The 26,019-nt window shown below is 74.6% G+C and carries 25 protein-coding genes; 7 read left to right on the top strand and 18 right to left on the bottom strand.

The annotated features are described in order from the left end of the window. Positions 1 to 29: 29 nt before the first annotated feature. From ACIQBJ_RS33840 to ACIQBJ_RS33825, 4 genes are all read right to left on the bottom strand, one after another. Positions 30 to 2,525, bottom strand: coding sequence for a discoidin domain-containing protein (locus tag ACIQBJ_RS33840; protein ID WP_400718484.1), 2,496 nt, complete (start codon positions 2,523 to 2,525; stop codon positions 30 to 32). 444 nt (positions 2,526 to 2,969) lie between these two features. Then, entirely contained in the window at positions 2,970 to 3,350 is a 381-nt protein-coding gene (locus tag ACIQBJ_RS33835; protein WP_400718482.1) for a hypothetical protein, read from the bottom strand. A gap of 116 nt (positions 3,351 to 3,466) precedes the next feature. Further along, positions 3,467 to 3,760, bottom strand: a complete 294-nt coding sequence (locus ACIQBJ_RS33830; RefSeq protein WP_400718479.1) for a hypothetical protein — start codon at positions 3,758 to 3,760, stop codon at positions 3,467 to 3,469. 58 nt (positions 3,761 to 3,818) lie between these two features. After that, positions 3,819 to 4,283, bottom strand: coding sequence for an SMI1/KNR4 family protein (locus tag ACIQBJ_RS33825; RefSeq protein ID WP_400718477.1), 465 nt, complete (start codon positions 4,281 to 4,283; stop codon positions 3,819 to 3,821). Between the two features lie 774 nt (positions 4,284 to 5,057). Between ACIQBJ_RS33825 and ACIQBJ_RS33820 the strand changes: the two genes are divergently transcribed. Further along, positions 5,058 to 5,447 (top strand): hypothetical protein, encoded by a 390-nt coding sequence (locus ACIQBJ_RS33820; protein WP_400718475.1) that lies wholly within the window; start codon positions 5,058 to 5,060, stop codon positions 5,445 to 5,447. Positions 5,448 to 5,668: 221 nt separating this feature from the next. Here ACIQBJ_RS33820 and ACIQBJ_RS33815 read toward each other — a convergent pair whose 3' ends face one another. Then, the gene (locus ACIQBJ_RS33815; RefSeq protein ID WP_400718472.1) at positions 5,669 to 8,335 is read right to left on the bottom strand and encodes an SdrD B-like domain-containing protein; all 2,667 of its coding nucleotides are present in this window, start codon (positions 8,333 to 8,335) and stop codon (positions 5,669 to 5,671) included. 527 nt (positions 8,336 to 8,862) lie between these two features. Here ACIQBJ_RS33815 and ACIQBJ_RS33810 point away from each other — a divergent pair. Continuing rightward, positions 8,863 to 9,486, top strand: coding sequence for a hypothetical protein (locus ACIQBJ_RS33810; protein WP_400718471.1), 624 nt, complete (start codon positions 8,863 to 8,865; stop codon positions 9,484 to 9,486). Positions 9,487 to 9,556: 70 nt separating this feature from the next. Here the strand turns inward: ACIQBJ_RS33810 and ACIQBJ_RS33805 are convergent, their stop codons facing one another. From ACIQBJ_RS33805 to rpe, 4 genes are all read right to left on the bottom strand, one after another. Then, a complete protein-coding gene (locus ACIQBJ_RS33805) occupies positions 9,557 to 9,781 on the bottom strand; it encodes a hypothetical protein (protein WP_400718469.1) in 225 nt (74 codons plus the stop codon). Between the two features lie 342 nt (positions 9,782 to 10,123). Then, a complete protein-coding gene (locus ACIQBJ_RS33800) occupies positions 10,124 to 11,083 on the bottom strand; it encodes a pirin family protein (protein ID WP_400718467.1) in 960 nt (319 codons plus the stop codon). A 68-nt stretch (positions 11,084 to 11,151) separates the two neighbouring features. Then, the gene (locus ACIQBJ_RS33795; RefSeq protein WP_400718465.1) at positions 11,152 to 11,949 is read right to left on the bottom strand and encodes an alpha/beta hydrolase; all 798 of its coding nucleotides are present in this window, start codon (positions 11,947 to 11,949) and stop codon (positions 11,152 to 11,154) included. A gap of 336 nt (positions 11,950 to 12,285) precedes the next feature. Continuing rightward, a complete protein-coding gene (rpe, locus tag ACIQBJ_RS33790; RefSeq protein ID WP_400718463.1) occupies positions 12,286 to 12,969 on the bottom strand; it encodes a ribulose-phosphate 3-epimerase in 684 nt (227 codons plus the stop codon). Positions 12,970 to 13,187: 218 nt separating this feature from the next. Between rpe and ACIQBJ_RS33785 the strand changes: the two genes are divergently transcribed. Beyond that, the gene (locus tag ACIQBJ_RS33785) at positions 13,188 to 14,042 is read left to right on the top strand and encodes a hypothetical protein (RefSeq protein ID WP_400718461.1); all 855 of its coding nucleotides are present in this window, start codon (positions 13,188 to 13,190) and stop codon (positions 14,040 to 14,042) included. A 7-nt stretch (positions 14,043 to 14,049) separates the two neighbouring features. Here ACIQBJ_RS33785 and ACIQBJ_RS33780 read toward each other — a convergent pair whose 3' ends face one another. Continuing rightward, entirely contained in the window at positions 14,050 to 14,748 is a 699-nt protein-coding gene (locus ACIQBJ_RS33780; RefSeq protein ID WP_400718459.1) for a C39 family peptidase, read from the bottom strand. 320 nt (positions 14,749 to 15,068) lie between these two features. Here ACIQBJ_RS33780 and ACIQBJ_RS33775 point away from each other — a divergent pair, with 320 nt between their 5' ends. Then, positions 15,069 to 15,551: a GNAT family N-acetyltransferase gene (locus ACIQBJ_RS33775; RefSeq protein ID WP_400718456.1), complete on the top strand. Its 483-nt coding sequence runs from the start codon at positions 15,069 to 15,071 to the stop codon at positions 15,549 to 15,551. Beyond that, the gene (locus ACIQBJ_RS33770; RefSeq protein WP_400718453.1) at positions 15,548 to 16,270 is read left to right on the top strand and encodes a leucine-rich repeat domain-containing protein; all 723 of its coding nucleotides are present in this window, start codon (positions 15,548 to 15,550) and stop codon (positions 16,268 to 16,270) included. The genes ACIQBJ_RS33775 and ACIQBJ_RS33770 overlap by 4 nt, the downstream gene beginning before the upstream one ends. Positions 16,271 to 16,344: 74 nt before the next feature. On the opposite strand, the gene ACIQBJ_RS33765 is transcribed toward ACIQBJ_RS33770, so the two are convergent. The 4 genes from ACIQBJ_RS33765 to ACIQBJ_RS33750 form a co-directional block, all read right to left on the bottom strand. Then, a complete protein-coding gene (locus ACIQBJ_RS33765) occupies positions 16,345 to 17,316 on the bottom strand; it encodes an aldo/keto reductase (protein ID WP_400718450.1) in 972 nt (323 codons plus the stop codon). A 116-nt stretch (positions 17,317 to 17,432) separates the two neighbouring features. Continuing rightward, positions 17,433 to 18,221, bottom strand: a complete 789-nt coding sequence (locus tag ACIQBJ_RS33760) for an ABC transporter permease (RefSeq protein WP_400718447.1) — start codon at positions 18,219 to 18,221, stop codon at positions 17,433 to 17,435. Continuing rightward, positions 18,218 to 19,234, bottom strand: a complete 1,017-nt coding sequence (locus tag ACIQBJ_RS33755; protein WP_400718444.1) for an ATP-binding cassette domain-containing protein — start codon at positions 19,232 to 19,234, stop codon at positions 18,218 to 18,220. Before ACIQBJ_RS33755 ends, ACIQBJ_RS33760 begins: the two co-directional genes overlap by 4 nt. A 159-nt stretch (positions 19,235 to 19,393) precedes the next feature. Further along, on the bottom strand, positions 19,394 to 20,245 hold the full coding sequence (locus ACIQBJ_RS33750) for a hypothetical protein (RefSeq protein ID WP_400718442.1): 852 nt from the start codon (positions 20,243 to 20,245) through the stop codon (positions 19,394 to 19,396). A gap of 201 nt (positions 20,246 to 20,446) precedes the next feature. Between ACIQBJ_RS33750 and ACIQBJ_RS33745 the strand changes: the two genes are divergently transcribed. Then, positions 20,447 to 21,148, top strand: coding sequence for a TetR/AcrR family transcriptional regulator (locus tag ACIQBJ_RS33745; protein ID WP_400718440.1), 702 nt, complete (start codon positions 20,447 to 20,449; stop codon positions 21,146 to 21,148). Positions 21,149 to 21,172: 24 nt separating this feature from the next. Here the strand turns inward: ACIQBJ_RS33745 and ACIQBJ_RS33740 are convergent, their stop codons facing one another. The 4 genes from ACIQBJ_RS33740 to def all read right to left on the bottom strand — a co-directional run bounded on the left by ACIQBJ_RS33740 (position 21,173) and on the right by def (position 24,808). Further along, the gene (locus ACIQBJ_RS33740) at positions 21,173 to 21,493 is read right to left on the bottom strand and encodes a ribosomal protein L7/L12 (protein ID WP_400718437.1); all 321 of its coding nucleotides are present in this window, start codon (positions 21,491 to 21,493) and stop codon (positions 21,173 to 21,175) included. 22 nt (positions 21,494 to 21,515) lie between these two features. After that, positions 21,516 to 22,985, bottom strand: a complete 1,470-nt coding sequence (locus ACIQBJ_RS33735) for an RsmB/NOP family class I SAM-dependent RNA methyltransferase (protein WP_400718435.1) — start codon at positions 22,983 to 22,985, stop codon at positions 21,516 to 21,518. A 105-nt stretch (positions 22,986 to 23,090) separates the two neighbouring features. After that, positions 23,091 to 24,068, bottom strand: a complete 978-nt coding sequence (gene fmt / locus ACIQBJ_RS33730) for a methionyl-tRNA formyltransferase (RefSeq protein WP_400718432.1) — start codon at positions 24,066 to 24,068, stop codon at positions 23,091 to 23,093. Between the two features lie 194 nt (positions 24,069 to 24,262). Next, the gene (gene def / locus ACIQBJ_RS33725; RefSeq protein ID WP_400718429.1) at positions 24,263 to 24,808 is read right to left on the bottom strand and encodes a peptide deformylase; all 546 of its coding nucleotides are present in this window, start codon (positions 24,806 to 24,808) and stop codon (positions 24,263 to 24,265) included. 261 nt (positions 24,809 to 25,069) lie between these two features. Between def and ACIQBJ_RS33720 the strand changes: the two genes are divergently transcribed. Next, the gene (locus ACIQBJ_RS33720) at positions 25,070 to 25,588 is read left to right on the top strand and encodes a hypothetical protein (RefSeq protein WP_400718427.1); all 519 of its coding nucleotides are present in this window, start codon (positions 25,070 to 25,072) and stop codon (positions 25,586 to 25,588) included. Positions 25,589 to 26,019: the final 431 nt, after the last annotated feature.

The following is a 26,019-nucleotide window of genomic DNA, read 5'->3' as shown; positions in this document are numbered from 1 at the left end:
CGGGCCTACGGGCCTACGGGCCTACGGGCCTACGGGAAGGAGACCAGGTTCGACGGGACGGTGCCGGTGCCCGAGGTGGGGGCGCCGGTGTCGTTCACCACGTGGGCGAACTGGCCGTTGCCGCCGAGGGAGTTGACCAGGACGTCGTGCAGCTTGACGCCGGGGGCGACCGGGACCTCGAAGCCGTGGTCCATCACGATGGTCGGGTCGACGTTGAAGTAGCAGTAGCTGCCCAGGCCCCAACCCTCGTGCGTGGTCACGGAGTTCTCGACCTTGTAGGCGGCGTAGCCGCGGACGGAGCCGTTCTGGATCGCGGCCTGGTTGGGCGCGTCGTACGCCTTCTCGTTCTGGAAGAAGATCGTCCGGCCGCCGTTGCCCTTCCACCACACGTCGTACTTGTTGAAGTGCTCGACGAACAGGCCGGTGGCCAGGACGTCGTTGCCGCCGACGACGAAGCCGTAGTCGGAGCGGTTGGTCTCCCAGCCGACGCCCGCGCCGTGGTCGGCGCGCCAGATCCAGGTGTGGTCGACGACGGTGTTGTTGCTGTTGATCACCATGCCGCTGGTGGTCTTGCCGGCGCCCGCGCCGCCGACCCGGACGAAGACGTCCTGGATGACGGTCGGGTCGGCCGCGTGGTTGGCGCCGGGTGCGTCGCCGCCGACCTGGAGCAGGGCGGGCGAGTTGACGGTGCCGGCGTCCAGCAGCAGGCCGGAGACCTTGACGCCGTCCACGTCGGCGACCTTGATCGCGGTCACGCCGTTGTCCGGGACGACGGTGGCGAGGCCGAGGCCGAGCACCACGGTGTCGGGGCGGGTGATGTTGATGCTCTGGTCGACGTGGTAGACGCCGGGGGTGAAGAGCAGGTTGAGGCCCTGCGCGAGCGCCTGGTTGATGGTGGCGGCGGTGGCGCCGGCCTTCACCACGTAGAACTGGTTGAGCGGCAGCGAGGCGCCCTGCGGGGTGCCGCTGCCCCAGGAGGTGCCGCGGGCGTTGGTGCGCTTGGCGGGCACGAACACCTTGTAGTCGTTGCCGTCCAGGTAGAGGAACGGCTTCTCCTGCGAGACCGGCGTGGTGTCGAGGGTGGTGTACGGCGGGTTCGGGAAGCCCTGGGCGGGGGCGCCCTGGACGCCGGAGAAGGTCTGGTTCCACACGCCGTTGGAGAACCCGCCGATGGAGCTGTCGCGGGTGTACCACTGCTGCTGCGAGTAGTTGCCGACCTGGCCGTCGATCTTCGAGTCGGCGATGTAGCCGCCGGAGGCCCAGCCGTAGCCGTTGGGGGCGAGGTTGAGGCCGCCCTCGACGTGCATCCGGCGGAACGGCGCGGCCTGCGAGACGGCCCAGCGGTCGGTGCCGCTGACCGGCTTGAGGTGCAGGTTCTCGGCGGAGCGCCAGAAGTTCTGGGTGGCGTTGCCGTTGAACCAGCCCGCGTCGACGGTGACGTCGCCGTTGAAGGTGGTGTCGTCGGGGTTCAGGCCGAGGCCCGCGATCGAGGTGTAGAAGCCGATCTGGGCGTTGATGTTGTTGTACGTGCCCGGCTTGAACAGCAGCGCGTAGCGCTCGTTGCCGAACTGGTTGGACTCCTGCTGCTTGAAGACGGTGTCCACGGTGGCCTGGATGTTCGGCGTGGACGGGTCGAAGACCAGCACGTTCGGGCCGAGGTCGCCGCCGCCCTGCACCGGCGGGGTGCTGGAGCCGCTGCCGGTGTGCACGCCCAACTCCCAGAGCGAGTAACCGTAGTTGGTGGCCCGCTGGGTGCCGTACATCCGGACGTAGCGGCCGGAGCCGGAGACGTTCAGCGTCTCGTTGCCGCCCGCGCCGGTGGTGGTGGAGTAGATCGTCGCCCAGCTGGTGCCGTCGCTGGACGCCTGGATCTGGTACGCCTTGCCGTACGCGGCCTCCCACTTGAGGTCGACCTGGCAGAGCTGCTGGACGGAGCCGAGGTCGACCTGCAGCCACTGCGGGTCGGCGGCGGCGCTGGACCAGCGGGTACCGGTGTTGCCGTCCACCGCGCTGGCGGCGGGGGTGCCGCCGTTCTCCTGGCTGGAGGCGGTGGCGGCCTTGCCCTGGGCCGCGTTGTCGGCCGAGCAGCCGCCGGGGGCGGTGCCGCCCGCCGTGCCGTACACCTGGAACTCCCAGAGGGAGTAGCCGTACGCGGTGCCGCGGGCGATGCCGTTCATCCGGACGTAGCGGCCGGAGCCGGAGACGTTCAGCACCTCGGTGCCACCGGCGCCGGTGGTGGTGGAGTAGATCGTCGTCCAGGTGGTGCCGTCGTTCGACGTCTGGATCTGGTACGCCTTGCCGTACGCGGTCTCCCAGTTGAGCTGGACCTTGTCGATGGCGGCGACCGAGCCGAGGTCGACCTGCAGCCACTGCTGGTCCGAGGCCGCCGAGGACCAGCGGGTGCCGAGGTTGCCGTCCACGGCGCCGGCGGCCGGGGTGCCGCCGTTCTCCTGGCTGGAGGCGGTGACGGTCTTTCCCTGCGAGAGCAGCGTGTCCGCGGCCTGCGCGGTGCTCGGGAGCGTCATGACCGCCCCGGCCACCAGGGCCGCGGCGGCGAGTACGGCAGGCGTCCGGCGTATGGGGGCACCGGAAGGGGGAGGGGCGAGCCGCATGGCTCCTCCTGCTGTGAGCGGTGGGTGGGGGAGAAAAACGGAGAGCGCTCTCCAGACATGGACGTCCAAGCCGCCCCGCCGGGTGGGAACCCCTCTGCGGAACAGCCGGAAACCTCGACGTCATCTGCCCGAAACGCCTCGCCATGAGGTTAGTTCATGGCGAGAGAAAAGCCGAGACCCTCGCGCCGAGAACTTCCGCGAATCCCTCCCGCCCGGGAGAGCGCTCTCCCAATTCCCCGGTATGACACCCCACCCCTGCGCACCGGACCACCGTCGGGGCCGCCCTCGGCTCTCACCCGGCACCGCACGGAGGCCGCCACCGAACAACCTGGTGGCGGCCTCCGGTCCCGGACGGGATCACTCCCCCTCGGGCAGCTCGGGCAGCTCGGTGGAGGTCGGCGTGGGCTTCGCTGTCACGGTCTTCGTCGGCGTCGGCTTCGGCTTCACCGTCACGGTCTTCGTCGGCTTCGGCGTCGGCCTGGGCTTCACCGTCACGGTCTTCGTCGGGACGGGCTTCGCGGGTGCGGTCTTCGTCGGAACGGACTCGGGCGCCACACCGCCGACGGGGGTGGATCGCGGAACCGGAGCCTGCACGGCGGCGGCGGACCCGCCGAACCCCGCGAGGGCGATCAGCGGCAACGCGGCGACCCCCGCGATCGCGAGTCCGGCGCGCCCGACTGCTGTGAGCCGCATGTTTCCTCCGGTCGTCGGTTCGGCAGGTGGTGCGGGCCATTCCACCAGAGCGGCCCGCCACCACCGCCGCCCACGGGGCCGCGTCCCGTTTCTTCACCCGCCCGAGGGAATCCCCACCCCCGCCACCGGACCGGCTGCGCACCGGCCCCCGCCGGAAGGGGTCAATCCAACGCCGCGACCACCGCTTCGTGCACCTCCACCGCCGCGTCCACGATCCGCTCGCGCGTCTCCCCCGTGTACAGCCACGCGCACGCGTCGATCGCCGCGTAGAGCTCGGCGAGGATCAACGCGCCGCGCTTCGGCACTTCGTCCCGCTCCCGCCAGGCCGCCCCGCAGCGGTCGATCTCCTCCCGCAGTTGCCGGAGCAGCACCTCGTCGAAGCCCTCGTTCATCCGCAGCCCGACGACGAAGCGCTCCGCCACCGCCGCCAACCGCGCCACCCGTTCCGACTCCAACCGGCCCCTCCCTGTCCGAACCGTTCCGAACCCTTCCGAACCGTCAACCGTACGTGGGCTACCCGGCCGCCAGCCAGGCGGTGTACCAGTCCCGGAAGTCCGGGCCCGGGGTGCGGGCGCCCCACACCTGGTCGTCGTACCACACCCGTCCGGCGTCGGGGCCCGTGACGACCAGGTGGGAGAAAGTGCCGCACCCGACCTCACCGAGGACCAACGTCCCCTCCATGGAGCGTTCGGCAGCGGGCACGAACACCCGGGCCAGGAAGCCCGGTCGCAGGCACTCCGCCCGGACATCGTGCAGGGCCTCCTCCTCGTCCACGTCCTCCGCCAGGCCCAGCAGCCCGTGGTGCGGTCCCGCCCCACCGTCGGCGACCGTGCTCAGAAAGCTCCGGTAGGAGGCGGGGAGGGCGACACCGTGCAGCAACTCGAAGGCCCGGATCGTCCCCTCCCCCAGCCGTTCGCGGAGCCGGTACCCGTGGTGCGCGGCCCCGAACCGAAGGCGCCCGGGGTCCGCCAGGGCCATCGCAGCCACCCGCGAACGCACCGCGCCCCCGTCCCAACTCCCCCTCGGCACAACACCGTCGTCACCGTTCACCCCCGCACGGTAGCCGAGCGCCGGTCAGCGTTCGAGGGTGTCCGGTCGTGCGCCGGTTCAGCTGTTGGCCTCGCCGAAGCGGGTACCGCGCGGGGCGGGCCCAGGGCCAGGCCGCGCAGGCAGGCCGGGCGGTGGTCGGCCTCGGCACGGGCGGCGCCCACCGTCACCGGCCTCGACGCCGCGAACGCCTCCGCCCCTCCGGGGGCCCACAACCCGCTCGCCGCACCCGGGGGAGGCTACGTCGGCCCGCCCTGTCCGCCGTACGGCCCTGCCCAGCAGTTCGCCGCCTCCACCTGGGTGACCGGCCTGCCCGAGCGGTCACCGAACTACGGCACCCCGACGACCGCGCCCACCAGGTCCGCGTCGCCGCCACGCCCGGGCGCCCGGTCTCCGCGGCGATCGGCGAGACGGTCCGGGCGGACCGGGCGGACCGGGCGGACCGGGCGGACCGGGCGGACCGGGCGGACCGGCCACCGCGCCGCCGACGGCGCCCTCGTCGACGCCGAGAACGTCCGCTAGCAGGCTGCAGCCCCCGCTCCCTGAAAGGTCTGCCGAGCAAGGACGAGTCGGAGCCGAGCCGCTACCGGGCGGCCATCGCCAACCCGCCGGCATCGGCCACCGGCAACACCTGCTGGCCGGGCACCATGTGCAGAGCAATGTCCACGCCGTCCCCTGATGCGACCCGCCGAAGGAGCACCACCCGTGCAGGACGCCATCCTCATCTCCGCCGCCCCCGGCACCGTTTTGCCCCTGAGCCTCGACGACGCCGCGCTCCACCTGCAGGCCTGCTTCCCCGGAGTGCGGTACTGGCGCAAGCACGCTCCCGTCAGCCGCACCGACCACCTCGACTTCGAGACCACCCTCGACGGCATGACGCGCCACGGCAGCTACTTCGACCGCAGCCACCTCGTCCTGCGCGACGGTGCCCCCGCCCTCTGGGCCGGCACCATCGCCTGGTTCCTCGCCCTGCTCCCCAGCGGCACCCCGACCGTCGCGATGGTCGAGTCCAACCCCGGCACACTCCGCATCCCGCCCGGCGCCGACGCCCAGGAGATCACCGACCTGCTCACCGGCCTCCTCTGCGCCGAGTAGAACCCGTTCGACGAACGACTGCCCCAACCGCCCCGGACCCGACCGAAGTCCCGTGGAGCGAACCTACCTTGCAGGGAAAACGGGGCAGATGTTCCCCTGTTCCCCGACCGCTTGGGGGCGCCGTGGGAACCGAGGCCGGTTGGGTCTGGGAACTCGGGCCGGGCAGAGCGGGGGCCCCGGGGCGGTTCGCCCCGGGGCCCCGGTGGTGCACTGACGGTACGTCAGCCGGTGCGGCGCCTGCGGACGGCGATCAGCAGTCCGGTGCCGAGGGCGACCAGCAGGCCGCCGGCGGTGAGCAGGTAGGGCAGGTTGCCGCCGGCTCCGGTGCTGGCCAGCGGCCCGGACGGGACCGGCCGGGCCTGCGGCGGGGCCGGGGTGTCCACCGTCGGGGTCGGGGTGGGCGTCGGCGGGATCAAGGTGTTGACGGCGGTGGTGGTGATGCCCGCGTCCAGGTGGTCGTCGTCCAGCACGACCGGTCCGAGGACCGGCTCGCGCGGGGCGGCGTAGCCCTGGGGCGGGGCGACCTCCTCCCAGTAGTAGGTGCCCTGGTCGGCCTGGGTGGCGCAGGTGCCGTCGGTGCCGGTGGTGCAGGGGCCGCCGACCTTGGTGTCGGGCTTGTCGCCGGCGGTCTGCAGGCCGTCGGTGCCGTCGGTCTCGCGCCACAGCTGGAACACGGCTCCGGCCAGGGGCCTGCCGTCCTGGTCCTGCTTGGCCAGGCGCAGTGCGCCGCGCTGGGGCTGGAAGCCGAAGTCGAAGCTGTGGTCGTCCTGTCCGGCCGCGCCCGTGGTCAGGGCCCGCTCGACGTAGGTGCCGCCCTCGGGGACGGTGCCGTCGGAGTCGGTCAGCCGGTTGTCGCCGACGTTCGCCGCGGTGGGGACCCAGTGGTGCAGCGGGCCGCCCTCGGCGTAGTCGGCGGGGTTGTCGAGCCGGACGGTGTAGGCGGTCCTGGGCTTCAGCCCGCCGGTGACGTTGCTGTCGTCGAAGTAGTACTCGCCGCGCGCGGTGGTCCTCGTGCTGCCGACCTTCTTGCCGTCGGCGTCGTACAGGTCGACGGTCGCGCCGGGAACGGGCTTCTGCTGGGGCAGTTGCAGGCCGGAGCGCTCCGGGTCGTACCAGACCCGGTTGCCGATCTGCAGGGGCGCCCGGTCGCAGAGGACTTCGAGATCGCCGAGCGAGGCGCCCTTGCCGAAGGCGGCGGGGTGCGCGCTGTCGTTGAGGCGGAGGCCGAAGCCGGGGTCGACCGTACCGTCGCGGAGGGTGAACATCGGGCCGTAGCCCCAGATGGTGTTGTCCGGGTCGACGCCCGCGGTGGCGATGGAGTTCTCCACCTTGGACAGCGCCAGGCCCGCGTAGGCGGCGTTCGGGTGGTACGTGGTCATCCGGTGCACGTCGAAGTACTTGGTGCCCCGGCCGGTGAGCCCGCAGCCCTCGTTGACGTCCAGGACGTAGGCGTCGCCGGACTTGCAGGCCTTGTCGAGGTCGCCGCCGGACCAGACGGGAGCGGTCAGGTTCTGGCCGGAGATGCGGTCGGCGAGGCGGTCGCGGAAGGCGAGCAGCATCGAGCCGTCGGTCTCGAAGCCGATCTCGCCGAGCTCCGGTTCGGGCTTGGCGAAGCCGCGGCCCTCGCAGGGCTGCCCGGTGCTGCCGGTGGGCCAGGTGTCGGTCCACGGGAACCAGCCGGCGCCCTGGCAGACCGGATCGGTGGCCCAGGGGGTGGCGCGCAGGCGGGGGTGGTCGAGCGGCTGGTCCAGCACGGCGGCGCCGAAGACGCCGGTGGCCGGGTCGAACGGCAGCACGACCGCCCGCAGGTCGGCGGCCCGCTGGGTCGACTCGCCGGAGCAGACGCCGCCGAGGTAGCCGACGCCGTCCTGCATGCCGAGGCCGTAGGGCCGCCAGTCGCCGGCGGCCGGGCAGTTCGGCGCGGGAATCGGGTAGACGGCCTTCGGCGCGGACGCCGTCGCCGCGGTGGCGTCGTACCGGTAGAGCTTGCGGTCGTGCAGGTTGACCACGTACAGGTCGCGGCCGTCCTCGGTGAGCTTCAGCCCGCCCAGGCTCTCCTTGCCCGGGGCGGCGAGGAAGCCGCCGTCGTCGCCGTCGTGCGCGGTCGTCCCGGCGTTCGGGACGGTGGCGAACAGCGTGGTGGCCTTGGTGGCCGGGTCGGTGACGTAGACCGCGCCGGGGCCGCCGGGGCCGTAGTGGGTACCGGCCTTGGCGAGCGCGGAGCCGAACAGCCGCCGGTCCGCTCGGTTCCAGGCCAGCCCGAAGACGGTGCCGGTGTCCTGGTCGGTGGCCAGGTCGGTGACCTGCCCGGCACCGCCGTTCGAGGTGCGGGCCCGGTACGGGAAGGTCAGCAGGGTGCGCCGGTCGGCCGTCGCAGTCGCGGCGGGCTGGCAGGCGGTGGCCAGGGGGGCGTTGGCCTGGCAGTAGTCGGACGGGTTCCACAGGCCGGTGGTCAGGGTGGCCTGCTTGCCCGCCGAGAGGTCGACGAACTCCTCGTTGCTGCTCAGCCGGTTCGGGGCGCCCGCCAGGCCCTCGCGGGCGGCGAACGCGGGGTACAGCACGCCCGGCTTCGGATTGACCACCTCCACCCGGTACCTGCCGCTGGCGGTGGCCCTGGCGGGGGCGAGGGTGACGGTGCCGTCGGCGGCGGTGACGGCGGTGCGCACCGTGCCGTCGTCGCCGGTGAGGGTGACCGTCACTCCGGCCATGCCGGGTTCCAGTGCGGGGCTCCACGTCCCGCTCTCGTCGACGGCGCGGACCACCCGCACCGTGACCGAGCCCTCCGCGCCGGCGGGCGAGGCGGACGGCGCGGCCACCGCCGTCGCGGCGGCCAGTGCGGCCACCACGGCGGCGGCCCGGCCGGCCCGCCGCCGGCCCGTGCGCGGCACGGGTGATCGAGGCTGTTCTGCTGTCTGAATCATGCCCTGCTCTCGTGGTCGGGAAGGCACGCCGGACCGGGGCCGCGGAACCACCCGGACGGCCCTGCGTACACCTCTTTTGGCCGAATCGTAAGCGGAATACGGCCATCCGGCGTACGGAAAAAGAAAATTGACGTTCCGTCAGGGAAGGGGACGGCTTCGGGCCGAACTCGGCCCGACCGGCAGTTCGGGCGGGCCGCCGCGCACCGGCGGGGAAGGCCGGAGGCGGGCGGGCGGGGCCGACCCGTAGTCGGCCCGCAGGGCGCGGATCTTCTCCGGCACGGGCTCGAACCACGGACAGCCCGCCCGCTGCTCCGCGCCGAGGACAAGGGGCAGCGGACAACAGTGGCCGTCCGCGCCCGGGTGGACCTTGGCGGCGCAGCCGCCGCGCGAGCGGCCCGGCCGCCCGCCGGGCCCCGGTGGCGCTACCCTCACCATGCCGCACCCCACCACCCTGGACGCGCACCCTGCCCGGGCGACAGCGCGGGAGGACCGCCTTGGAACAGCAACCGGTCGAGGTCCGCGCGACCGAGGGCTCCTTCGGAGTCCTCGACGCCGGTGCCGTCCAGGGCGAGCCCGCCGACTACTCCACCGGCCTGGTCATCACCATGCCGACCGGAGCACGCGTCCACACCGGCATCAACACGGGCCCGGTCCGCATCACCGCCACCGCCCTCCCACGCCGCCCCGCCCCGCCGACCGACACCCACGACTGGGACGAGGTCGTCGAAGCCAGCGCCCACGCCCCCCGTGGACTGCTCCGGGTCGAGTCCCTGGACGAAGGCCCCGTCGCAGGACTGCCGCCGCTCTCCCCCGACGGCCCCGGCTGGTACCGGCTCCTCGTCCTGGCCCGCGGGCGGGACACCGCCCACGACGCCGCCGTCGACCGCCCCACCGAGGACTACGCGATCACCGCCTGGCCCGAACCGCCCTCACCGCCCAGGCTGTTGAAGACGGCCGACGAGTGCGGCCGCACCCTTCGCCTGGCAGCCTCCCGGCGTCCTGCGCCACCACCGGCGCTCGCCCTGCCCGACGCCGGTGAGGAAGACCGGCAGGCGGCCCTCCGGGCGGCACGCCTCCAAGCCATGGGCACGCCGCAGCAACCCACCGGCGACCGGTAGCCGCACCGTGCTCCGCCACGAGTCGGCCCTCCCGGGCCACCGACCGGCCCGGTCCCCTTCACCATGCTGGTCACCAGCGGAAACGCCACAAGACGATCCCGTTGACAAGGCCGATGACGATCGGCAGGAGCACGGCCAGGAACAACGGGCCCCGCACCCGGCCGAAGCCGGGGAGCCCGCACCGCTCCCCGCTCCCCCGCCGATCCTGCCGCGGCTTCGCCCGCGCGCGCTCGATCATGTCCCGGCGGGCCTGCTCACGCCGCTCGCGCCGCTGGTGCCGCTGGGCCTTCTGCATCGAGGCCGGCCGTCCATCGGGAAACGGCCTACCTGCTGCCGATCGCCTCGCCGAAGTCCGTCAGGCAGACGGTGCCGCCGAGCCGGAGGGCCGCTCCTGCGACGATCCCCAGGGGCCCGGGCATCCGCCGCCCCGGCCACCGACCGCCGCCGGGCGGCAAGCCCCCGGGAGCGCAGAACTGCCCTGCCGGAGCTGGCCACCGGATTTGAGGAGTACGTGGAAGCCGACCGCAAGGAGCCTGCCTCCTTCCGGACTCGGATGCGCGAGCAGGGTCTCGTCCTACCCGCACCCGCCGACCGCACCCATCGGATCAGCTCACACGAAAAGACGAAAGGTCGCAGTTCAGCGCATCCGGCCGCGCGGCTTGAGCGGAACCGGCGGCAGCTCCGGCGCGGCCAGCCGGACACCGTCGTAGCCGTGCACCTCGCCGAAGAGCGACCCTTCCATCCACTCCGTCCGGGCCCGGGCGATCTCCTCGGCGGAGCGGCCGACGAAGTTCCACCACATCACCAGGCGCTCCTCGAAGGGTTCGCCGCCCAGCAGCAGGACGGACGCGTCGGTCCGGGCCCGCAGGGGCAGTTCGCGGCGCCCGCAGCCCAGGTACAGCAGCGATCCGGGTTCGACGGTGACGCCGTCGACCTCGACGCTGCCGGTCATCGCGAGGACGGCGTACTCGAAGCCCTCCTCGACCGGCAGCCGGTGCGCGGCCCCCTCACGGAGCGTCAGGTCGGCGCCGGTCAGCGCGGTGTACGCGGTGCCGGGCGAGGCGGCCCCGTCCAGGGTGCCGAGGATCAGCCGGGCCGCCAGCCCGTCCGCCCCGACCACGGGCAGTTCGGTGTGGTGCTCGAACGCGGGCCCGGTGTGCCGGTGCGCGTCGGGCAGCGCGACCCAGAGCTGCGCGCCGTGCAGCAGCCGGGCGTGCTCGCGCGGCGACTCCTCGGAGTGCGAGATCGCCCGCCCCGAGGTCATCAGCCCCAGCTCGTACGGGCGGACGGTCTGCAGGCTGCCGAGGCTGTCCCGGTGCAGCACGCTGCCCTCGTGCAGCCAGCTGACGGTCTGCAGGCCCATGTGCGGGTGCGGCGGCACCTGCATGCCGGGCTCGTCCGCGATGTCGTCGGGCCCGTAGTGGTCGACGAAGCACCAGGCGCCGACCATCCGCCGTCCCAGGTTGGGCAGCAGGCGGCGCACCACCGTCGACCCGCCGAGCGGCATCCGACGCGCCGTCAGCAGGTCCCGCACCGGCCCGTCCGCGGCCTGCCGCCCGCACACCGCGGGGGCGCCCTTCCGATCGAGGTTGCTCATACCGGGCAGTATCGACCGGCCGCCGGGCCGATCCCGGTTCCGACGGGCCGTCAGTTCCCCGGGGGAGGTCAGCGGGCGCCGAGGAGGGACAGCGCCTCGGGCAGGACGCGGCGCCAGAAGCCGTCCGTGTGCTCGCCGCGCGGGAAGTGCGTGCGGGCGCCGGGGGCGGCGGCGAGGTCGCGGGCCGCAGGGCAGAACGGGTCCTCGGTGCCGCACCAGACGCCGGTCCGGGCGAGTCCGGGGAGCGCGTCGAGGTGCCGCAGGGGCTCGTGCTCGCGCCAGTCCGCCTCGTCGCGGAACGCGTCCACCCGGCGGGCGTCCGTCCAGTCGCGGAAGACGGCGGGGCTGAGCAGCGCGGCCGCGGTCAGGCCGCCCCGGCGGGCCCGGGCGTACTGGAGGGCGCCGGAGCCGCCCATCGAGATGCCCAACGCCAGCGTGGGTTCCGGCAGTCGGCGGTCGGCGAGCCAGCGGGGCAGCTCGTCGACGAGCATCGCCATCGGATCGTCGCCGGGCGTCCGGGCGTGCCAGTAGCTGTCGGTGCCGCCGTCGACGGCGACCACCCGCAGCGGCGGAACCCCGGCGGCGACCGCCGCGGCCAGGAACTGCGGCATCCCGAGGCCGGTGAAGGACTCCGCGTCGCCGCCCCGCCCGTGCAGCGCCAGGCAGACCGGCAGGTCCGCCCCGACGGGGGCGGCACCCCCGGGCGGGTCGTACACCAGCAGGCGGACGTCGCGCCCGCGCGCCGCCGACCGCACCGTGGCCGCCCGCACCGGCCCGGCGGGCAGCGCCGGCACCGTCCCGTCGGCCCCGGTCAGGCCGAGCGCCCGCCGCAGCCGCGGCCCGCCGGGCAGCACGTCCTCGACCACCGCCCCACCGGCCGCGGCCGCGCCCAGCGCGGTGACGGCCAGCGCCCCGAGCAGCCTGCGCCGGCCGACACCCCGCCGACCACCGACCGAACCCTGCCCCGGCCCACCCGACGCCCCGTCAACACCCGCCCCGCCCCGCACGCTCGCCCCGTCAACGCTCGCCCCGTCAACACCCGCCCCGTCAACACCTGCCCCGCCCCGCACGCTCGCCCCGCTCCGCCGTCGTCACGCCCGCACGGACGCCCGGGCGCTTCACGGGACGCCGGAACGACCCGGCCCGGTTTCACACCGGCGGACCGGAACCGCACAGGCGGACCGAACGGACCCGACGGACCGTCAGTGCTTGCAGGCCCACCACGCGTCGGCGCTGACCGCCTCCGCCTGGGCCCGCAGGGCGCGGACGGCCTCGGCGGGGTCGTCCGCGCCGTACACGGCCGAACCGGCCACGAAGACGTCGGCGCCGGCCTCCGCGCAGGCTTCGATGGTGGCGGGGGCGACACCGCCGTCGACCTGGAGCCACAGGTCGAGGCCGTGCTTGTCGATCAGCTGCCGGGTGCGGCGGATCTTGGGGAGCATGATGTCGAGGAACGCCTGGCCGCCGAAGCCGGGCTCCACCGTCATGATCAGCACCATGTCGAGTTCGGGCAGCAGGTCCTCGTAGGGCTCGATCGGCGTGGCGGGGCGCAGCGCCATCGAGGCGCGGGCGCCCTTGGCGCGGATCTCCCGGGCGAGGCGGACGGGCGCGGCGGCGGCCTCGACGTGGAAGGTGACGGAGCCCGCGCCGGCCTCGACGTACTGCGGGGCCCAGCGGTCGGGCTGCTCGATCATCAGGTGGCAGTCGAGGGGCGTGGCGGTGGCCCGGGCCAGCGACTCGACGATCGGCACGCCCAGCGTGAGGTTGGGGACGAAGTGGTTGTCCATCACGTCGACGTGCAGCCAGTCCGCGCCGCGCACCGCCTCGGCCTCCTCGGCGAGGCGGGCGAAGTCCGCGGACAGGATGCTGGGGTTGATCTGCGCCATGGCGAGGGTACCTTCACGACTCGGTGCCGACGGCCGCGGCGGCCGCCCGCTCCCATCATCCCCTGCCAGCCGCACGAACCGGCCGCCACCCACCGCTCCTCGTCCCGCCGAACTGTTCACGCGCCCGAAACACTTTCCCTTCCCGGCGCCGGTCGGCTCTGGCAGGCTCCGGAGGAGGCGGTACCACACGCTGCTCGACCCTCACCGAAAGGCGTCAGATGACCCAGGTCGTCCACCCGGCACGTGCTCTCTGGTGGCTGTTCGAACCCGTCCACGCCCTCACCTACTTCTCGCCGGAGGCCCGGGCCGCGTACGAGGCGGCGGGCCTGCGCGGCTACTGGCGCGGCTACTTCGGCGGGCGCTCGGCCCCGCTGGGCGCCGTGGACGCGGCGCCGGTGGTGGCCGCCTTCTTCAACTTCGCGCCGCAGATGGTGGAGCGGGCCCTGCCGGACGTCTGGAACCTGGCCACCCCCGAACAGGCGCTGCGGGCCCGGGTGGCGGGCGCGACCGGCGCCCTGGAGCGGGTCCTCGCCGAGGTGAAGCCGGACCTGGTCGACCGTTCGGTGGACCTGCTGGAGCGCGCCGTCGACGGCCTCGACTGTTGTGGGCGCGTGCTGGCCGCCGCGAACGCCGACCTCCCCCGCCCGGACACCCGCCTGGCCCGCCTCTGGCAGGCCACCACCGTGCTGCGCGAGCACCGCGGCGACGGCCACGTCGCCGCCCTGGTCGCGGAGGGCCTCGACGGCTGCGAGGCCCTCGTGGTGCGCTGCGCCCTCGACACCCGCCGGGAGACCCTGCAGCCGCACCGCGGCTGGACGGACGCCGAGTGGGACGCCGCCACCGAGCGCCTGATCGAGCGTCGGTGGCTGTCCCCGGACGGCTCGCTGACCGCCGAGGGCCGGCACCGCCACCTCGCCCTCGAATCGGCCACCGACCTGGCCGCCTCCCGGGTCTGGGCCCACTTCCACCGCTCCGAACTGGACGAACTCGCCACCACCCTGCGCCCGATCGCCGCCGCCTGCCGCGCCGACCTGCCCCCGTCCACCCCGATCGGCCTGCCCAACGCCGCCTGACGGCCCGTCACCCCTCCTCCCCGCCCTGCCCCGCGCTCCCTCCTGCGCGGGCGGCCCGGAACGGGGGCGGGCCGAGGACGACGCCGCGCCCGGCGTAGAACCGGTCGAGGTCGGACCAGGGGACGCGGGCGAAGCTCTGCGAACCGTCGGGGAAGCCGGACGGGTTGTGGATGTACAGGGCGTCGTCGTCGGCCCCGACGGCGAGCACCAGGTGGCCGCCGGGGCGGGGGATCTCGGGCGCGAGGGTCCGGATGCCGGGGTGGACGGAGATCATCGGGAGCCGGCCCTCCGCGAGCTCCCCGGCCAGCCGTCCGGCGGGCAGCGGGCTGAGCGCCTCCGCCGCCAGGCCCCAGCGGGCCCGGACGTACGCGGCGAACGGGGCGTGGATCAGCCCGTCCAACCGCCCGTCGGGGTGCCGGACGTACGCGCCCGCGAGCTCGCACTCCTCGGCGAGCCGGACGGGCGCGGGGGCCACGCCCCACCAGTGGTCGAGCGCCATCCGCAGGCAGGCCATGCCGCACAGCCGCCAGGACCAGTACTCGTACTCCTCCTCGTCGGCGGCGCCCGACCGCTCCCACTTCGGGTCGTCGGCGGCCCGGAGCGTGCCGTCCAGGATGTCGGGCACGAGTTCGGGCGACTCCCACTGGGAGTAGTACGGCACCTGATGGCTGATCGGCTTCACCCGGTCATCCTGACGTACTTTCATCCCGATCCCCCGCACCCCGTCCACGACACCTCGACGTCCCCGCCCCCGCCCCGCGCCACCGCCCCCGCCCCGCGCCACCGCCCCCGCCCCGCGCCACCGCCCCGCGCACCCGCGGCGGGCGGGCGTGCTCCGGGCCGGTGGCGCCGATCCCGGCGGGCGCACGCGCCCCGGTGCTTCGCCGCGCGCCAGGTCCGCCGCCACGTGGGGACGGCGGCGTCCCGTCGATCGCCCACCACCGCGTTCCGCAGTATCGTCCGTCCTCGAACCCGCCCACCGCCCCAGTCGCCACCCACCGACTCCCTGCCCCGAACGGAGCCCTCGTGGCCGATGTCCGTCCCGTCCTCGTCCTGCGGCCCGAACCGGTCGGGTCGCCGGACGCCCGGTGGCTCCTGACGGAGTACCGGGCCGAGATCCACCGCCGCTGGAGCGGGCCCGCGCCCGCCGATCCGCTGCCGGCCGAGGCCCCGGCCGACCTCGAACTCGGGCCGCCGGAGGGGGTGTTCCTGCTGGCCCGGCTGGACGGCCGACCGGTCGGCTGCGCGGGCGTGCGCGTCCTGGAGCCGGGGACCGCCGAGCTGAAGCGGCTGTACGTCCGGGAGGAGGCGCGCGGCCACGGCCTGGGGCGCCGGCTGCTCGCGGCCGCCGAGGACGCCGCCCGCGGACTCGGCCACACCCGGCTGCGGCTGGACACCATGGCGGAGATGCCCGAGGCCCGCGCCCTCTACACGGCCGCCGGCTACCTGGACGTCCCGGCGTACAACACCAACCCGTACGCCGCCGACTGGCTGGAGAAGGCGCTGTGACCGGGACGACGGTGAACCTGTGGCGGGCGGGGCTGAGCCGCGTCCCGGACGAGGTGTGGGCCCGCACCGACGCCGAGGTGCTGATCCTGGCCGACAACGCGCTGACCGAACTCCCGGACACCGTGGGCGAATTCGACCGTCTCCGGACCCTCGACCTGGGGCACAACGCGCTCACGGCGATGCCCGGGTGGGTCGGCGGCCTCACCGGGCTGTCCGGCTTCCTCTACCTGCACGACAACCGGCTGACCGCGCTGCCCGCCGCCCTCGGCCGACTGGGCCGGCTGCGCTACCTGAACGTCGGCGACAACCCGATCACCGAACTTCCTCCGAGCATCGGCGACCTGGCGCAGCTGCTCGAACTGCGGGCCCGGAACTGCCGGTTGACCGCCGTCCCGGACCGTCTCGGCGCGCTCGTCCGGCTGCGCGAACTGCACCTGGGCGGCAACTCCCTGACCGGGCTGCCGGATTCGCTCGGCGGCCTGCGCGACCTGCGCCGCCTGGAGCTGCGCGGCAACGCCCTGACGGCGCTCCCCGACGCCCTCGCGGGGCTCACCGCGCTGCGCGAACTCGACCTGCGTGCCAACCCGTTGGCGTCGGTGCCGGACTGGCTGGCCGAACTCCCGGCGCTGGAACGGCTGGACCTGCGCTGGGCCGGGGCGGTACCGGGCGCCGCGCTGCTCGATCGGCTCGAACGGCGCGGCTGCACGGTCTGGTGCTGACCCCCGGAACCGTGCCCGGCCCCGAGACCCGGTGGACCCGGATCGGGGCCGGGATCGGGGCCGGGCACGCGGTCTCACCAGGCGTAGTCCTCCGGCGCGGTGCGGTGGCCGGGGAAGATCCCGTCCAGTCGCTCCAGCGTCTTGGCGTCCAGCTCGACGTCCAACGAGCGCACCGCCGCGTCGAGTTGCTCCCCGGTCCGGGGGCCGACGATCGGGGCGGTGACGGCGGGGCGGGTGCGCAGCCAGGCGAGTGCGACGTCGCCGGGTTCGAGGCCGAGTTCCTCGCAGAGGTCCTCGTACGCCTGGATCTGGTCGCGGCGCTCGTTCAGGGTGTCCAGGGAGCGGCCGGAGGCGCGGCGCACGCCCTCGCGCTCCTTGCGGAGCACGCCGCCGAGCAGGCCGCCGTGCAGCGGCGACCAGGGGATCAGGCCGAGGCCGTAGTGCTGGGCGGCCGGGACGACCTCCCGTTCGATGCCGCGCTCGATCAGGTTGTAGAGCGACTGCTCGCTGGTCAGGCCGAGGAAGTTGCGGGCCCGGGCGGTCTCCTGGGCCTGTGCGAGGTGCCAGCCGGCGAAGTTGGAAGAGCCGACGTAGATGATCTTGCCCTGCCGGGTGAGCACCTCCATCGCCTGCCAGATCTCCTCCCAGGGGGTGCCCCGGTCGATGTGGTGCATCTGGTACAGGTCGATGTGGTCGGTCTGCAGGCGGCGCAGGCTGGCGTCCACGGCGCGCCGGATGTTGAGCGCGGAGAGCTTGCCCTCGTTGGGCCAGTCGCCCATGTCGCCGTAGAGCTTGGTGGCGATCACGGTCTTCTCGCGCCGGCCGCCGCCCTTGGCGAACCAGTTGCCGATGATGGTCTCGGTGAGGCCCTTGCTCTCGCCCCAGCCGTAGACGTTGGCGGTGTCGAAGAAGTTGATGCCGTGCCCGTGGGCGGCGTCCATGATCCGGTGCGCGTCGGCCTCTTCGGTGTGCACGCCGAAGTTCATGGTGCCCAGGCAGAGGCGGGAGACGGACAGGCCGGTGCGGCCGAGGTGGGTGTACTCCATGCCCCCACCCTCCGTCGCCCCGGCCCGGATGTCCAGCACCCGCCGGGCCGGGAATCGCGCCCGTCCCGCGAACCCCGTCCCGGCGGGCAGTACTTGACGGCCCGTCAGCGTGTTCTTCAGCGTCCGGCGCGGGCGAAGGCCCGGACCGCGAGCGGCACGGCGAGGGCCAGCAGCAGCGCGGACCAGCCGAGCGAGGCGGCCACGGGGTGCTGCGCGGGCCAGGCGCCGCCGGGCGCGGACGGGTTGCCGAACAGGTGGCGGCAGGACTCGACCACGGCGCTCACCGGGTTCCACTCGGCGAGCGCCGCCAGCCAGCCCGGCATCCCGCCGGTCGGCACGAAAGCGCTGGTGAGCATGCCGAACGGGATGGTGAGGACGCCGAGTTGACCGGCCGTCTCCTCCTTCCCGACGACCAGGCCGAGCGCCAGGCCGACCCAGGAGCAGGCGAACCGGAACAGCAGCAGCAGGCCGAACGCGCCGAGCGCGGGGCCGAGGCCGTCGCGCACCCGCCAGCCCGCGGCCAGGCCGACCAGCGCGGTCGGGACCAGCACCACGGCGGCGACCAGCAGGTCGGCGAGCGCCTGCCCGGCCAGCAGGCCGAAGCGCGACACCGACATCGAGCGCAGCCGGTCGGTGACGCCCCGTCCGGCGTCCCGCGCGGCGCCGACCATCGCGGGCATCAGCGCGTTCAGCGCGACCAGGGCGAACAGGCCGGGCATCAGGAACTCCCGGTAGCCGCCCCCGCCGGGCACGTTCATCGCGCTGCCGAACACGTAGCCGAACACCCCGACCATGGCGACGGGCACCAGCAGAGAGGCGGCCAGCAGCCCGGGCGAGTGCCGGTACACCAGCAGGACCCGCCGGGCCGAGGCGGCCGCGTCCACCGGGATCGTCCACGCGCTCATGCCGCACGCTCCCCCGCGACGACGCCCGCGGCACCCGCGACGCCCCCGGCGCTCTCGACTCCCTCGGCACCCGCGCCGGTCAGCGCCAGGAACACGTCGTCCAGCGACGGGGTGCGCAGCGCGACGTCCAGCGCGGTGACGCCCGCCGCGTCCAACTCCCGTACCAGGCGGGGCAGGGCGAGTGGCCGGGCCGGGTCGGAGACGGCGCTCAGGCGGAACTGCTCGGCGTCCACGGCGGGGTGGCCGCCGGTGAGCACGGCCAGGACGGCGCGGGCCCGCTCCAGTTCGGCGTCGGCGGCCCCGGCGGGCAGCGCGACCTCGACCAGGGTGCCGATGGCGGCCTTGAGCCGCTGCGGGGTGTCGTCGGCGACGGCCGTTCCCCGGTCCAGCACGGTGATCCGGTCGGCCAGCCGGTCGGCCTCGTCCAGGTACTGGGTGGTGAGCAGCACGGTGGTGCCCTGTGCGGCCAACTCCCGTACGGCGGACCAGATCTCCCGGCGGCTGCGCGGGTCCAGGCCGGTGGTCGGCTCGTCCAGGAACAGCACCCGGGGGCGGGTGATCAGGCTGGCCGCCAGGTCGAGCCGGCGCCGCATCCCGCCGGACCAGCCGCGCACCAGGCGGTCGGCGGCGTCCTCCAGCCGGAATTCGGCCAGCAGTTCGGCGGCCCGAACCCGGGCCCGGGCCGCACCCAAGTGGTGCAGCCTGCCGAGCAGTTCGAGGTTCTCCCGGCCGGTGACGCCCTCCTCCACCGCCGCGTACTGACCGGCCAGCCCGATCTGCCGCCGCACCGCGGCCGCCTCCTTCACCACGTCCCGTCCCCCGACCCGGGCCTCTCCCCGGTCCGGCCGCACCAGCGTGGCGAGCACCCGCACCAGCGTGGTCTTCCCGGCCCCGTTGGGGCCGAGCAGCCCGCACACCGCCCCTTCGGGAACATCGAGATCGAGTCCGTCCAGCGCGCGGGTGGCGCCGAAACTCTTGCCCAGGCCGCGTACGGCAATGACCGGGTCGCTCATGGCAGGCCCTCTCTGAGTACATCGTACGTAGTACTGCCACCATACTGGGTACGCCGTACGTAGAAAAGCCCGCCGACCCGGCCACCGGCCCCGGAGAACGCGAAAGGCTCCCGGGTGCACGCGCCCCAGGGAGCCCCGAACCACCGAACCACCGAACCGTCAGACGTCGGCCCCGCTCTCCCCCGCCCTCGTCCCGCCGTAGTAGCCCCAGCCCGCCCGGGTCCGCATCGGACCGGTGCCGCACGCCTCGATGTGCCCGAGCAGCGCCGAGCGCAGCGGCTCGGACAGCCCCTTGCCCTGCGAAGCGGTCCACGGCAGGGTGCAGAACAGCTCGGCGGCACCGTCCAGGTGCTCCGGCCCGGGCGGGCGGCCGGTGAGCGCGGCGAGCACCGACTCCGGCCCCTCGGCGAGGAGTTGCTCCCCGATCGCCACGTCGTACCATCGCTTCCCGTCGGTCTCCTCCCGCGCGGCGAGGCCGTACCAGGCCAGCAGCGCCCGGATGCGCTCGCCGCGGTCCGGCCAGTGCCGACGGGCCAGCCCCGCGAGGACGCTCCGGGCGTGCCGCTGCCGCTCCGACCACTCCGACAGGTCGCCCGCCGAATCCCGGGCGACCTCGGCCGCCGCCGCGGCCAACTCCGGCGGGGCCGCCGCCAACCAGCGCCGCCTGCGCAGTTCCCCGCGCGCCTCCTCGGCCGCCAACTCCTCCCGGACCTCGCGCGGACCGGTCAGTCCGCGCTCGGCGAGCCACCCGTCGAGCGCGGCACCGTCCAGCAGCTCGGCGTCGCAGTCGCCCGCCCCGCCGAGCGCCGACCCGTGGTGCAGGGTCCACTGCGCGAACCGCCCACCGTCGGCCCCGTACAGGAGGACCGTCGGCCACCCGGGACACCGGCAAATGTCCCCCGTTCCGCCGTCCACCACCGCCAACAACCCGGCCAGCTCGGCGATCCCGTCACCCGTCAGCTCCAGCCGGGCCGCCCCCGGATCGTCCACCCCGGACGGAGGCGCCTCCACGACCACCACCCGCGCCGCCCGCCCCAACTCCTGCCGCAACCGCGCCGTGCTCGGCCGCCCCGTACCCCGCCTGCCCATCCCCGCCCCCACGTTCCCCGACTCCGCGATCCGCGATCCGCGATCCGCGATCCGCGCACAGTACCGTCCGCCCCGCGCCGCTCCCACCAGCACCTAGACTGGGCCGCGAGAGGTGAGCGAACGATGCCGTCCGACGAGGAACCCGAGCTGATCTGGCTGCGCCCCGAGCACTCCGGACGGGGGCCGCGACCGGCCCACAGCCGGACGTCGATCGCGCGGGCAGCGGTGGCGATCGCGGACGCCGAGGGCCTGGACGCCGTGACGATGCGCCGGATCGCGGCCGAACTCGGCGCGGGCACCATGTCGTTGTACAACTACGTGCCCAAGAAGGAGCACCTGTTCGACCTGATGACCGACCTGCTGGCCGGCGAGTACGAACTCCCGGAACGGCCGGGCGGCGACTGGCGGGCCGATCTCACCGCGCTGGCCCACCAGTTGCGGGCGATCCTGTCCCGGCACCCGTGGGCGGTCGCCGTCATCACCCGCCGCCCCGGCCTGGGGCCGAACGGGCTGCGGGTCACCGAGTTCTTCCTCGCGGCCCTGGCCGACTCCTCCCTCGACGGCTCCGCCAAGATGGAAGCCTTCTCCCAACTCAACGGCTACGTCTGCCAGTTCACCGAATGGCAACAGCGCTCCACGGACGCCGGCACCCGTTGGCTGGCCGACATGGTCCGCCACCTCCGGGCCGCCACCGCCACCGGCCGCTACCCGCACCTCGCCGAGGCCCTGGCCCGCGACACCGCCCCGCCCGACCCGGACGCCGCCTTCGAACGCGGCCTGCAGCGCCTCGTCACGGCCCTCCTGGCCGCCGACCCGGCGGACTGAACGGACCGGCGGACCGGCGCACCGTCAGAACGATGCGGGGCAGGGTGCGGAGAGCCACCTCTGCTCGGCGCACGGCCCGGGGTCCACCGGCGCCCCGGGGTCCACCGCCCGCGCGCACCAACCGCACCGCAGCCCGGCCGTCGCCCCGGCCGCCCGCAACTCGGCCACCACCCTCCGGGCCTCACCGAACGGCCGGCTCCCCGGCAGCTCGGCCGGCAGCTCCACGAGCCACCGACCCGCCTCCCACACGCTGAGACCGGCCGCGGCGCGCACCACCTTGTCCACCTCGATCCGGCGCTCACCGACCGAGGCCACCAGCACCGCGAACTCCGGGTCCTCCGACACCGGCCCCCACTCCCCCGTACCGTCAGGCGGTTCGCCGCAGCAGCGCCAGGTACATCGCGTCCGTCCCGTGCAGGTGCGGCCACAGCTGGACGTCCGGGCCCTCGCCGAGGTCGGGGACGCCGGGCAGCAGCGGGCGGGCGTCGATCCACTCGACGTCCTCCCGGCCGCGCAGCACGTCGTCGACCACGGCCCGGGTCTCCGCCAGGTGCGGCGAGCAGGTCGCGTAGCCGACCACACCGCCGACCCGGGCCGCGTCCAGCGCGGCGCGCAGCAGGTCCCGCTGGAGCGGGCCGAAGCCGGCAATGTCCTCGGGACGGCGGCGCCAGCGCGCCTCGGGGCGGCGGCGCAGCGCGCCCAGGCCCGAGCACGGCACGTCGACCAGCACCCGGTCGAACGCGCCCAGCTCCCACGCGCCCCGCGTGCCGTCCGCGGTGATCACCGCGTACGGGCCGGGGTTGCCGTTCAGCGACCGGGCCACCAGTCGGGCCCGGTGCGGCTGCTTCTCGGAGGCGACCAGCGCCGCGCCGCGCTCCGCGGCAACCGCGGCCAGGAGCGCGGCCTTGCCGCCGGGGCCGGCGCAGCCGTCCAGCCAGAGCCGGTCGGGGCCGTCCAGCGGCGCGTTGGCGAGGGCGAGCGCGACCAGCTGGCTGCCCTCGTCCTGCACGCCGGCCCGGTTCTCCCGCACCGCGTCCAGCCCGGCGGGGTCGCCGCCGTCGGTGAGCCGCAGCGCGAACGGCGACCAGCGGCCGTCCTCGACCTCGGGCAGCGCCTCCCGCAGCTCGGCGACCGTGGAGCGCCCGGGACGGGCGACCAGCGTCACCTCGGGGCGGGCGTTGTCGGCCTCCAGCAGCTGCTCCATCGCCTGCCGCCCGCTCGCGTCCGGCTGCCAGCGGCCGAGCGCGTCCCACAGCGAGGACACCACCCAGCGCGGGTGCGAGTGGACGACCGCCAGGTGGTCCTCGGCGTCGTCCTCGTACGGCGGGGCGACCTGGGCGACCCAGCCCGCCAGGTCCTGCGCGCTGATCTTGCGCAGCACGGCGTTGACGAACTTGGCCCGGCCGTCGCCGAGCACCACCCGGGCCAGCTCGACCGTCGCGGACACCGCGGCGTGGCTGGGGATGCGGGTGCCGAGCAGCTGGTGCGCGCCCAGCGACAGCACGTCCAGCACCGGCGGGTCGACCTCGCGCAGCGGACGGTCCACGCAGGCGGCGATCACCGCGTCGTAGGTGCCCTGGCCGCGCAGCGTGCCGTACACCAGCTCGGTGGCGAGCGCCGCGTCGCGCCGCTCCATGCCCTTGCGCTCGGCCTCGCGAAGCAGCGACGGCAGGATCAGGTTGGCGTACGCGTCGCGCTCGTCGACGGCCCGCAGCGCGCGGAACGCCACGATCCGGGCCGGGTCCTTCTTCGGCCGGCGGTGCGGACGGGGGGCGCGCTTCGCGCCGGCGGAGGTGCTCGCGGAGGTGCTCGCGGAACTGCTCGCGGGGGTGCTCAAAACGGTGCCTCGAAACCAAAGGTGCTGCGGATCAGGTCCGGCCCGCCGAGGGGCCTCGCCCCAAGTCTAGGCCGAACCCGCCCCGCGCCTCCCCCGCCGAACCGCTCAGCCCTCGGTGCCTCCGCCGCCCTCGGCGCCCTCGGCGTCCTCGGCGTCCTCGAAGCGCTCGCCGGACTCGATCCGCGCGCCGCGCGCCCAGTCCGCGGCGCCCATCGCCTTCTTGCCCTGCGGCCGGACCTCGCCCAGCTCCACCGCGTGGCTGCCGGTGCCGACCCGGACGCTGTTCTTGGCGACCGCCAGCTCGCCCGGCGCCAGGCCGGTCTCGTCCGGCAGCAGGCGGACGGGGCCGGTCACCTTGAGGCGCTCGCCGCGGAACCACGTCCACGCGCCCGGCGCGGGCGCGCAGCCGCGGACCACCCGGTCGACCCGCAGCGCGGGGTGGGTCCACTCGATCCGGGCGTCCTCGACGGTGATCTTCGGGGCCAGCGAGACGCCGTCCAGCGGCTGCGGCTCCGGCCGGGCCTGCCCGGCCTCGATCGCGTCCATGGTGCGCACCAGCAGCTCGGCGCCCGCGTGCGACAGCCGGGTCAGCAGCTCGCCGCTGGTGTCGGTGGGCTTGACCAGCTCGGTGAGGACGCCGAACACCGGACCGGAGTCCAGGCCCTGCTCGATCAGGAAGGTCGACGCACCGGTGACCTCGTCGCCCGCCATCACGGCGTGCTGGACGGGCGCGGCGCCGCGCCAGGCGGGCAGCAGCGAGAAGTGCAGGTTCACCCAGCCGTGCACCGGGATCTCCAGCGCGCCGGGCCGGATCAGCGCCCCGTACGCCACCACCGGGCAGCAGTCGGGGGCGAGTTCGGCCAGCCGGGCCATGAACTCCGGCTCGCTCGGCCGGGCCGGCTTCAGCACCTCGATGCCGGCCTCCTCGGCGCGCTGCGCGACGGGGCTGGCCACCAGCTTGCGCCCGCGCCCGGCCGGCGCGTCGGGGCGGGTCACCACGGCGACCACCTCGTGCCGGGAGGCCAGCAGGGCGTCCAGGGCGGGAACGGCGACCTCGGGGGTGCCGGCGAAGACGAGGCGCACGGGGCAGGGCCTTTCGTGAGGTCCGACGGAACCGACGGCACCGGAGGACAGAACAACCGGATGAATGGGCGGGCAGAAGATCTGATCACCGGAAAATGACGATCGGAGAATCATCCCCTCCGACCGTCGCGCCTTCCGACAATCGGCCGATCGGCCGATCGGCCGGGCGGGCGATCGGACAAGCGGACGGATCGTCAGCGGATCGACCCGAAGGTGGAATGCGGCGAGATCCGCACCGTCGGCGCCGGGCCGCCGCCCCAGTCGCTCTCCCGGATCGCCTTCATCGCCGCTTTCCGGGTCTCCCGGTCCAGCCGGTCGATGAAGATGATCCCGTCCAGGTGGTCGGTCTCGTGCTGGATGCACCGGGCGAGCAGCTGGGTGCCCTCCACCGTCACCGGGTCGCCGTGCATGTTGAAGCCCTTCGCCACCACGCCGTAGGACCGCTTGGTGTCGAACCGCAGGCCGGGCAGCGACAGGCAGCCCTCCGGGCCGTCCTGCTCCTCCTCGCTGAGCGACAGGTCCGGGTTGATCAGGTGCCCCACCTCGCCGTCCACGTTGTACGTGAAGACCCGCAGCGAGATGCCCAGTTGGGGGGCCGCCAGGCCCGCGCCCGGGGCGTTCAGCATGGTGTCGGTCAGGTCCTTCACCAGCCTCCGCAGCTCCTTGTCGAAGGTGGTCACCGGCTTCGCGGTCGCCCGCAGGACCGGGTCACCGAAGATCCGGATCGGCTGAACTGGCAAGACTGCGACTCCCTGTGTGCCGGAACGGAACGGAAACGACGCTCCCGGGGAAGTCTATGCAATCCCCGCCGCCCGGTCGGAGTGACCACCGGAACAGCCACCGGAGTGACCGTCGGAACGACCGCCGGGGAGACCACTGGCATATCCCGAGTCCCACTCCACGCGTGACCCAACGACCCCCCGTGCGTTGGTCAATGGGAATTGACCGGGACGCGCGAGCGCCCCGAGCACGCGACCCGACCGAGAGGTGGCAACGAGGCCATGGCCGAGCAGATCAACCACGACGCCCGGGCCCGGGCGTCCCTGCACCTGCTGGTGCGGGACATCGAGCGGGTCCGCCGCCAGGTCGACGCCCTGCGCACGCTCACCGCCCAACTGGGCAACGTCTACCGCCCCCGCCGCCCCAGCACCTCCGCCGGCTTCGTGGTCTACGGACGGGCCCCCGCCCCGACCGTCCGCCTCGCCCAGGAGCTGCGCGAGAGCGTCGAGACCCTGGTCGCCGCCGCCGTCGAGTTCGACCGCGCCCTCGGCTTCTCCTGGGACTCCGTCGGCTCGGCGCTGGGCGTCACCAAGCAGGCCGTGCACCGGCGCTACGGCATGCGCCGCCCGGCCGGCGAACTCCTCCCCGCCCCGCGCGAGACCGAGGCCGAGACCCCGGCCGCCCCCACCCCCGTGCCTGTGCCCGGCGGCACCGGACACGCCCCGGCCGTCCCGGCCGCCCGCCCGCCGATCCCGCAGGCCCGCCAGGCGAGCCCGCTCGTCCCGCAGCGCACGCGCTGACCCACCGCCGACCCGCCACCCACTGACCCACCACCCACTGACCCGATCGCCGACCCACCCGCCGGGCCCCGCGCCCGCCCCGCCCGGCCGGATTCTCTCCGGGGCCCTTCCCCGGACAGGTCCGGCCGCTCGCGCGCGGCGCCGCCCGGGCGAAGAGCAGAATCGATCCCGCCGTCCGCGCGGGCCTCGCCGAGGAACCCCACCCGCACCCGCGCGAACCGGACCCGCGCGAACCGAACCCGCACCACCCGGACCCGTGCGAACGAGACGGATCGACCCATGGCCGTCGCCGGCACCCCGATGGACCCCACCCGTGCCGCTCCCATCGGCATCTCCGTCTCCGATCCGGACGGCACCGACCTGGAGATCGTCCAGCCCACGGGCGGCTTCGCCGACTGACGCCGCCCCACCAGCGAGAAGGCCCCGGCGCG

The sequence above is a fragment of the Kitasatospora sp. NPDC088391 genome (assembly GCF_044753345.1).
GTDB lineage: Bacteria > Actinomycetota > Actinomycetes > Streptomycetales > Streptomycetaceae > Kitasatospora.
The sequence above is the reverse complement of the archived record's forward strand: the minus strand, read 5'-3'. Positions and strand labels throughout refer to the sequence as shown.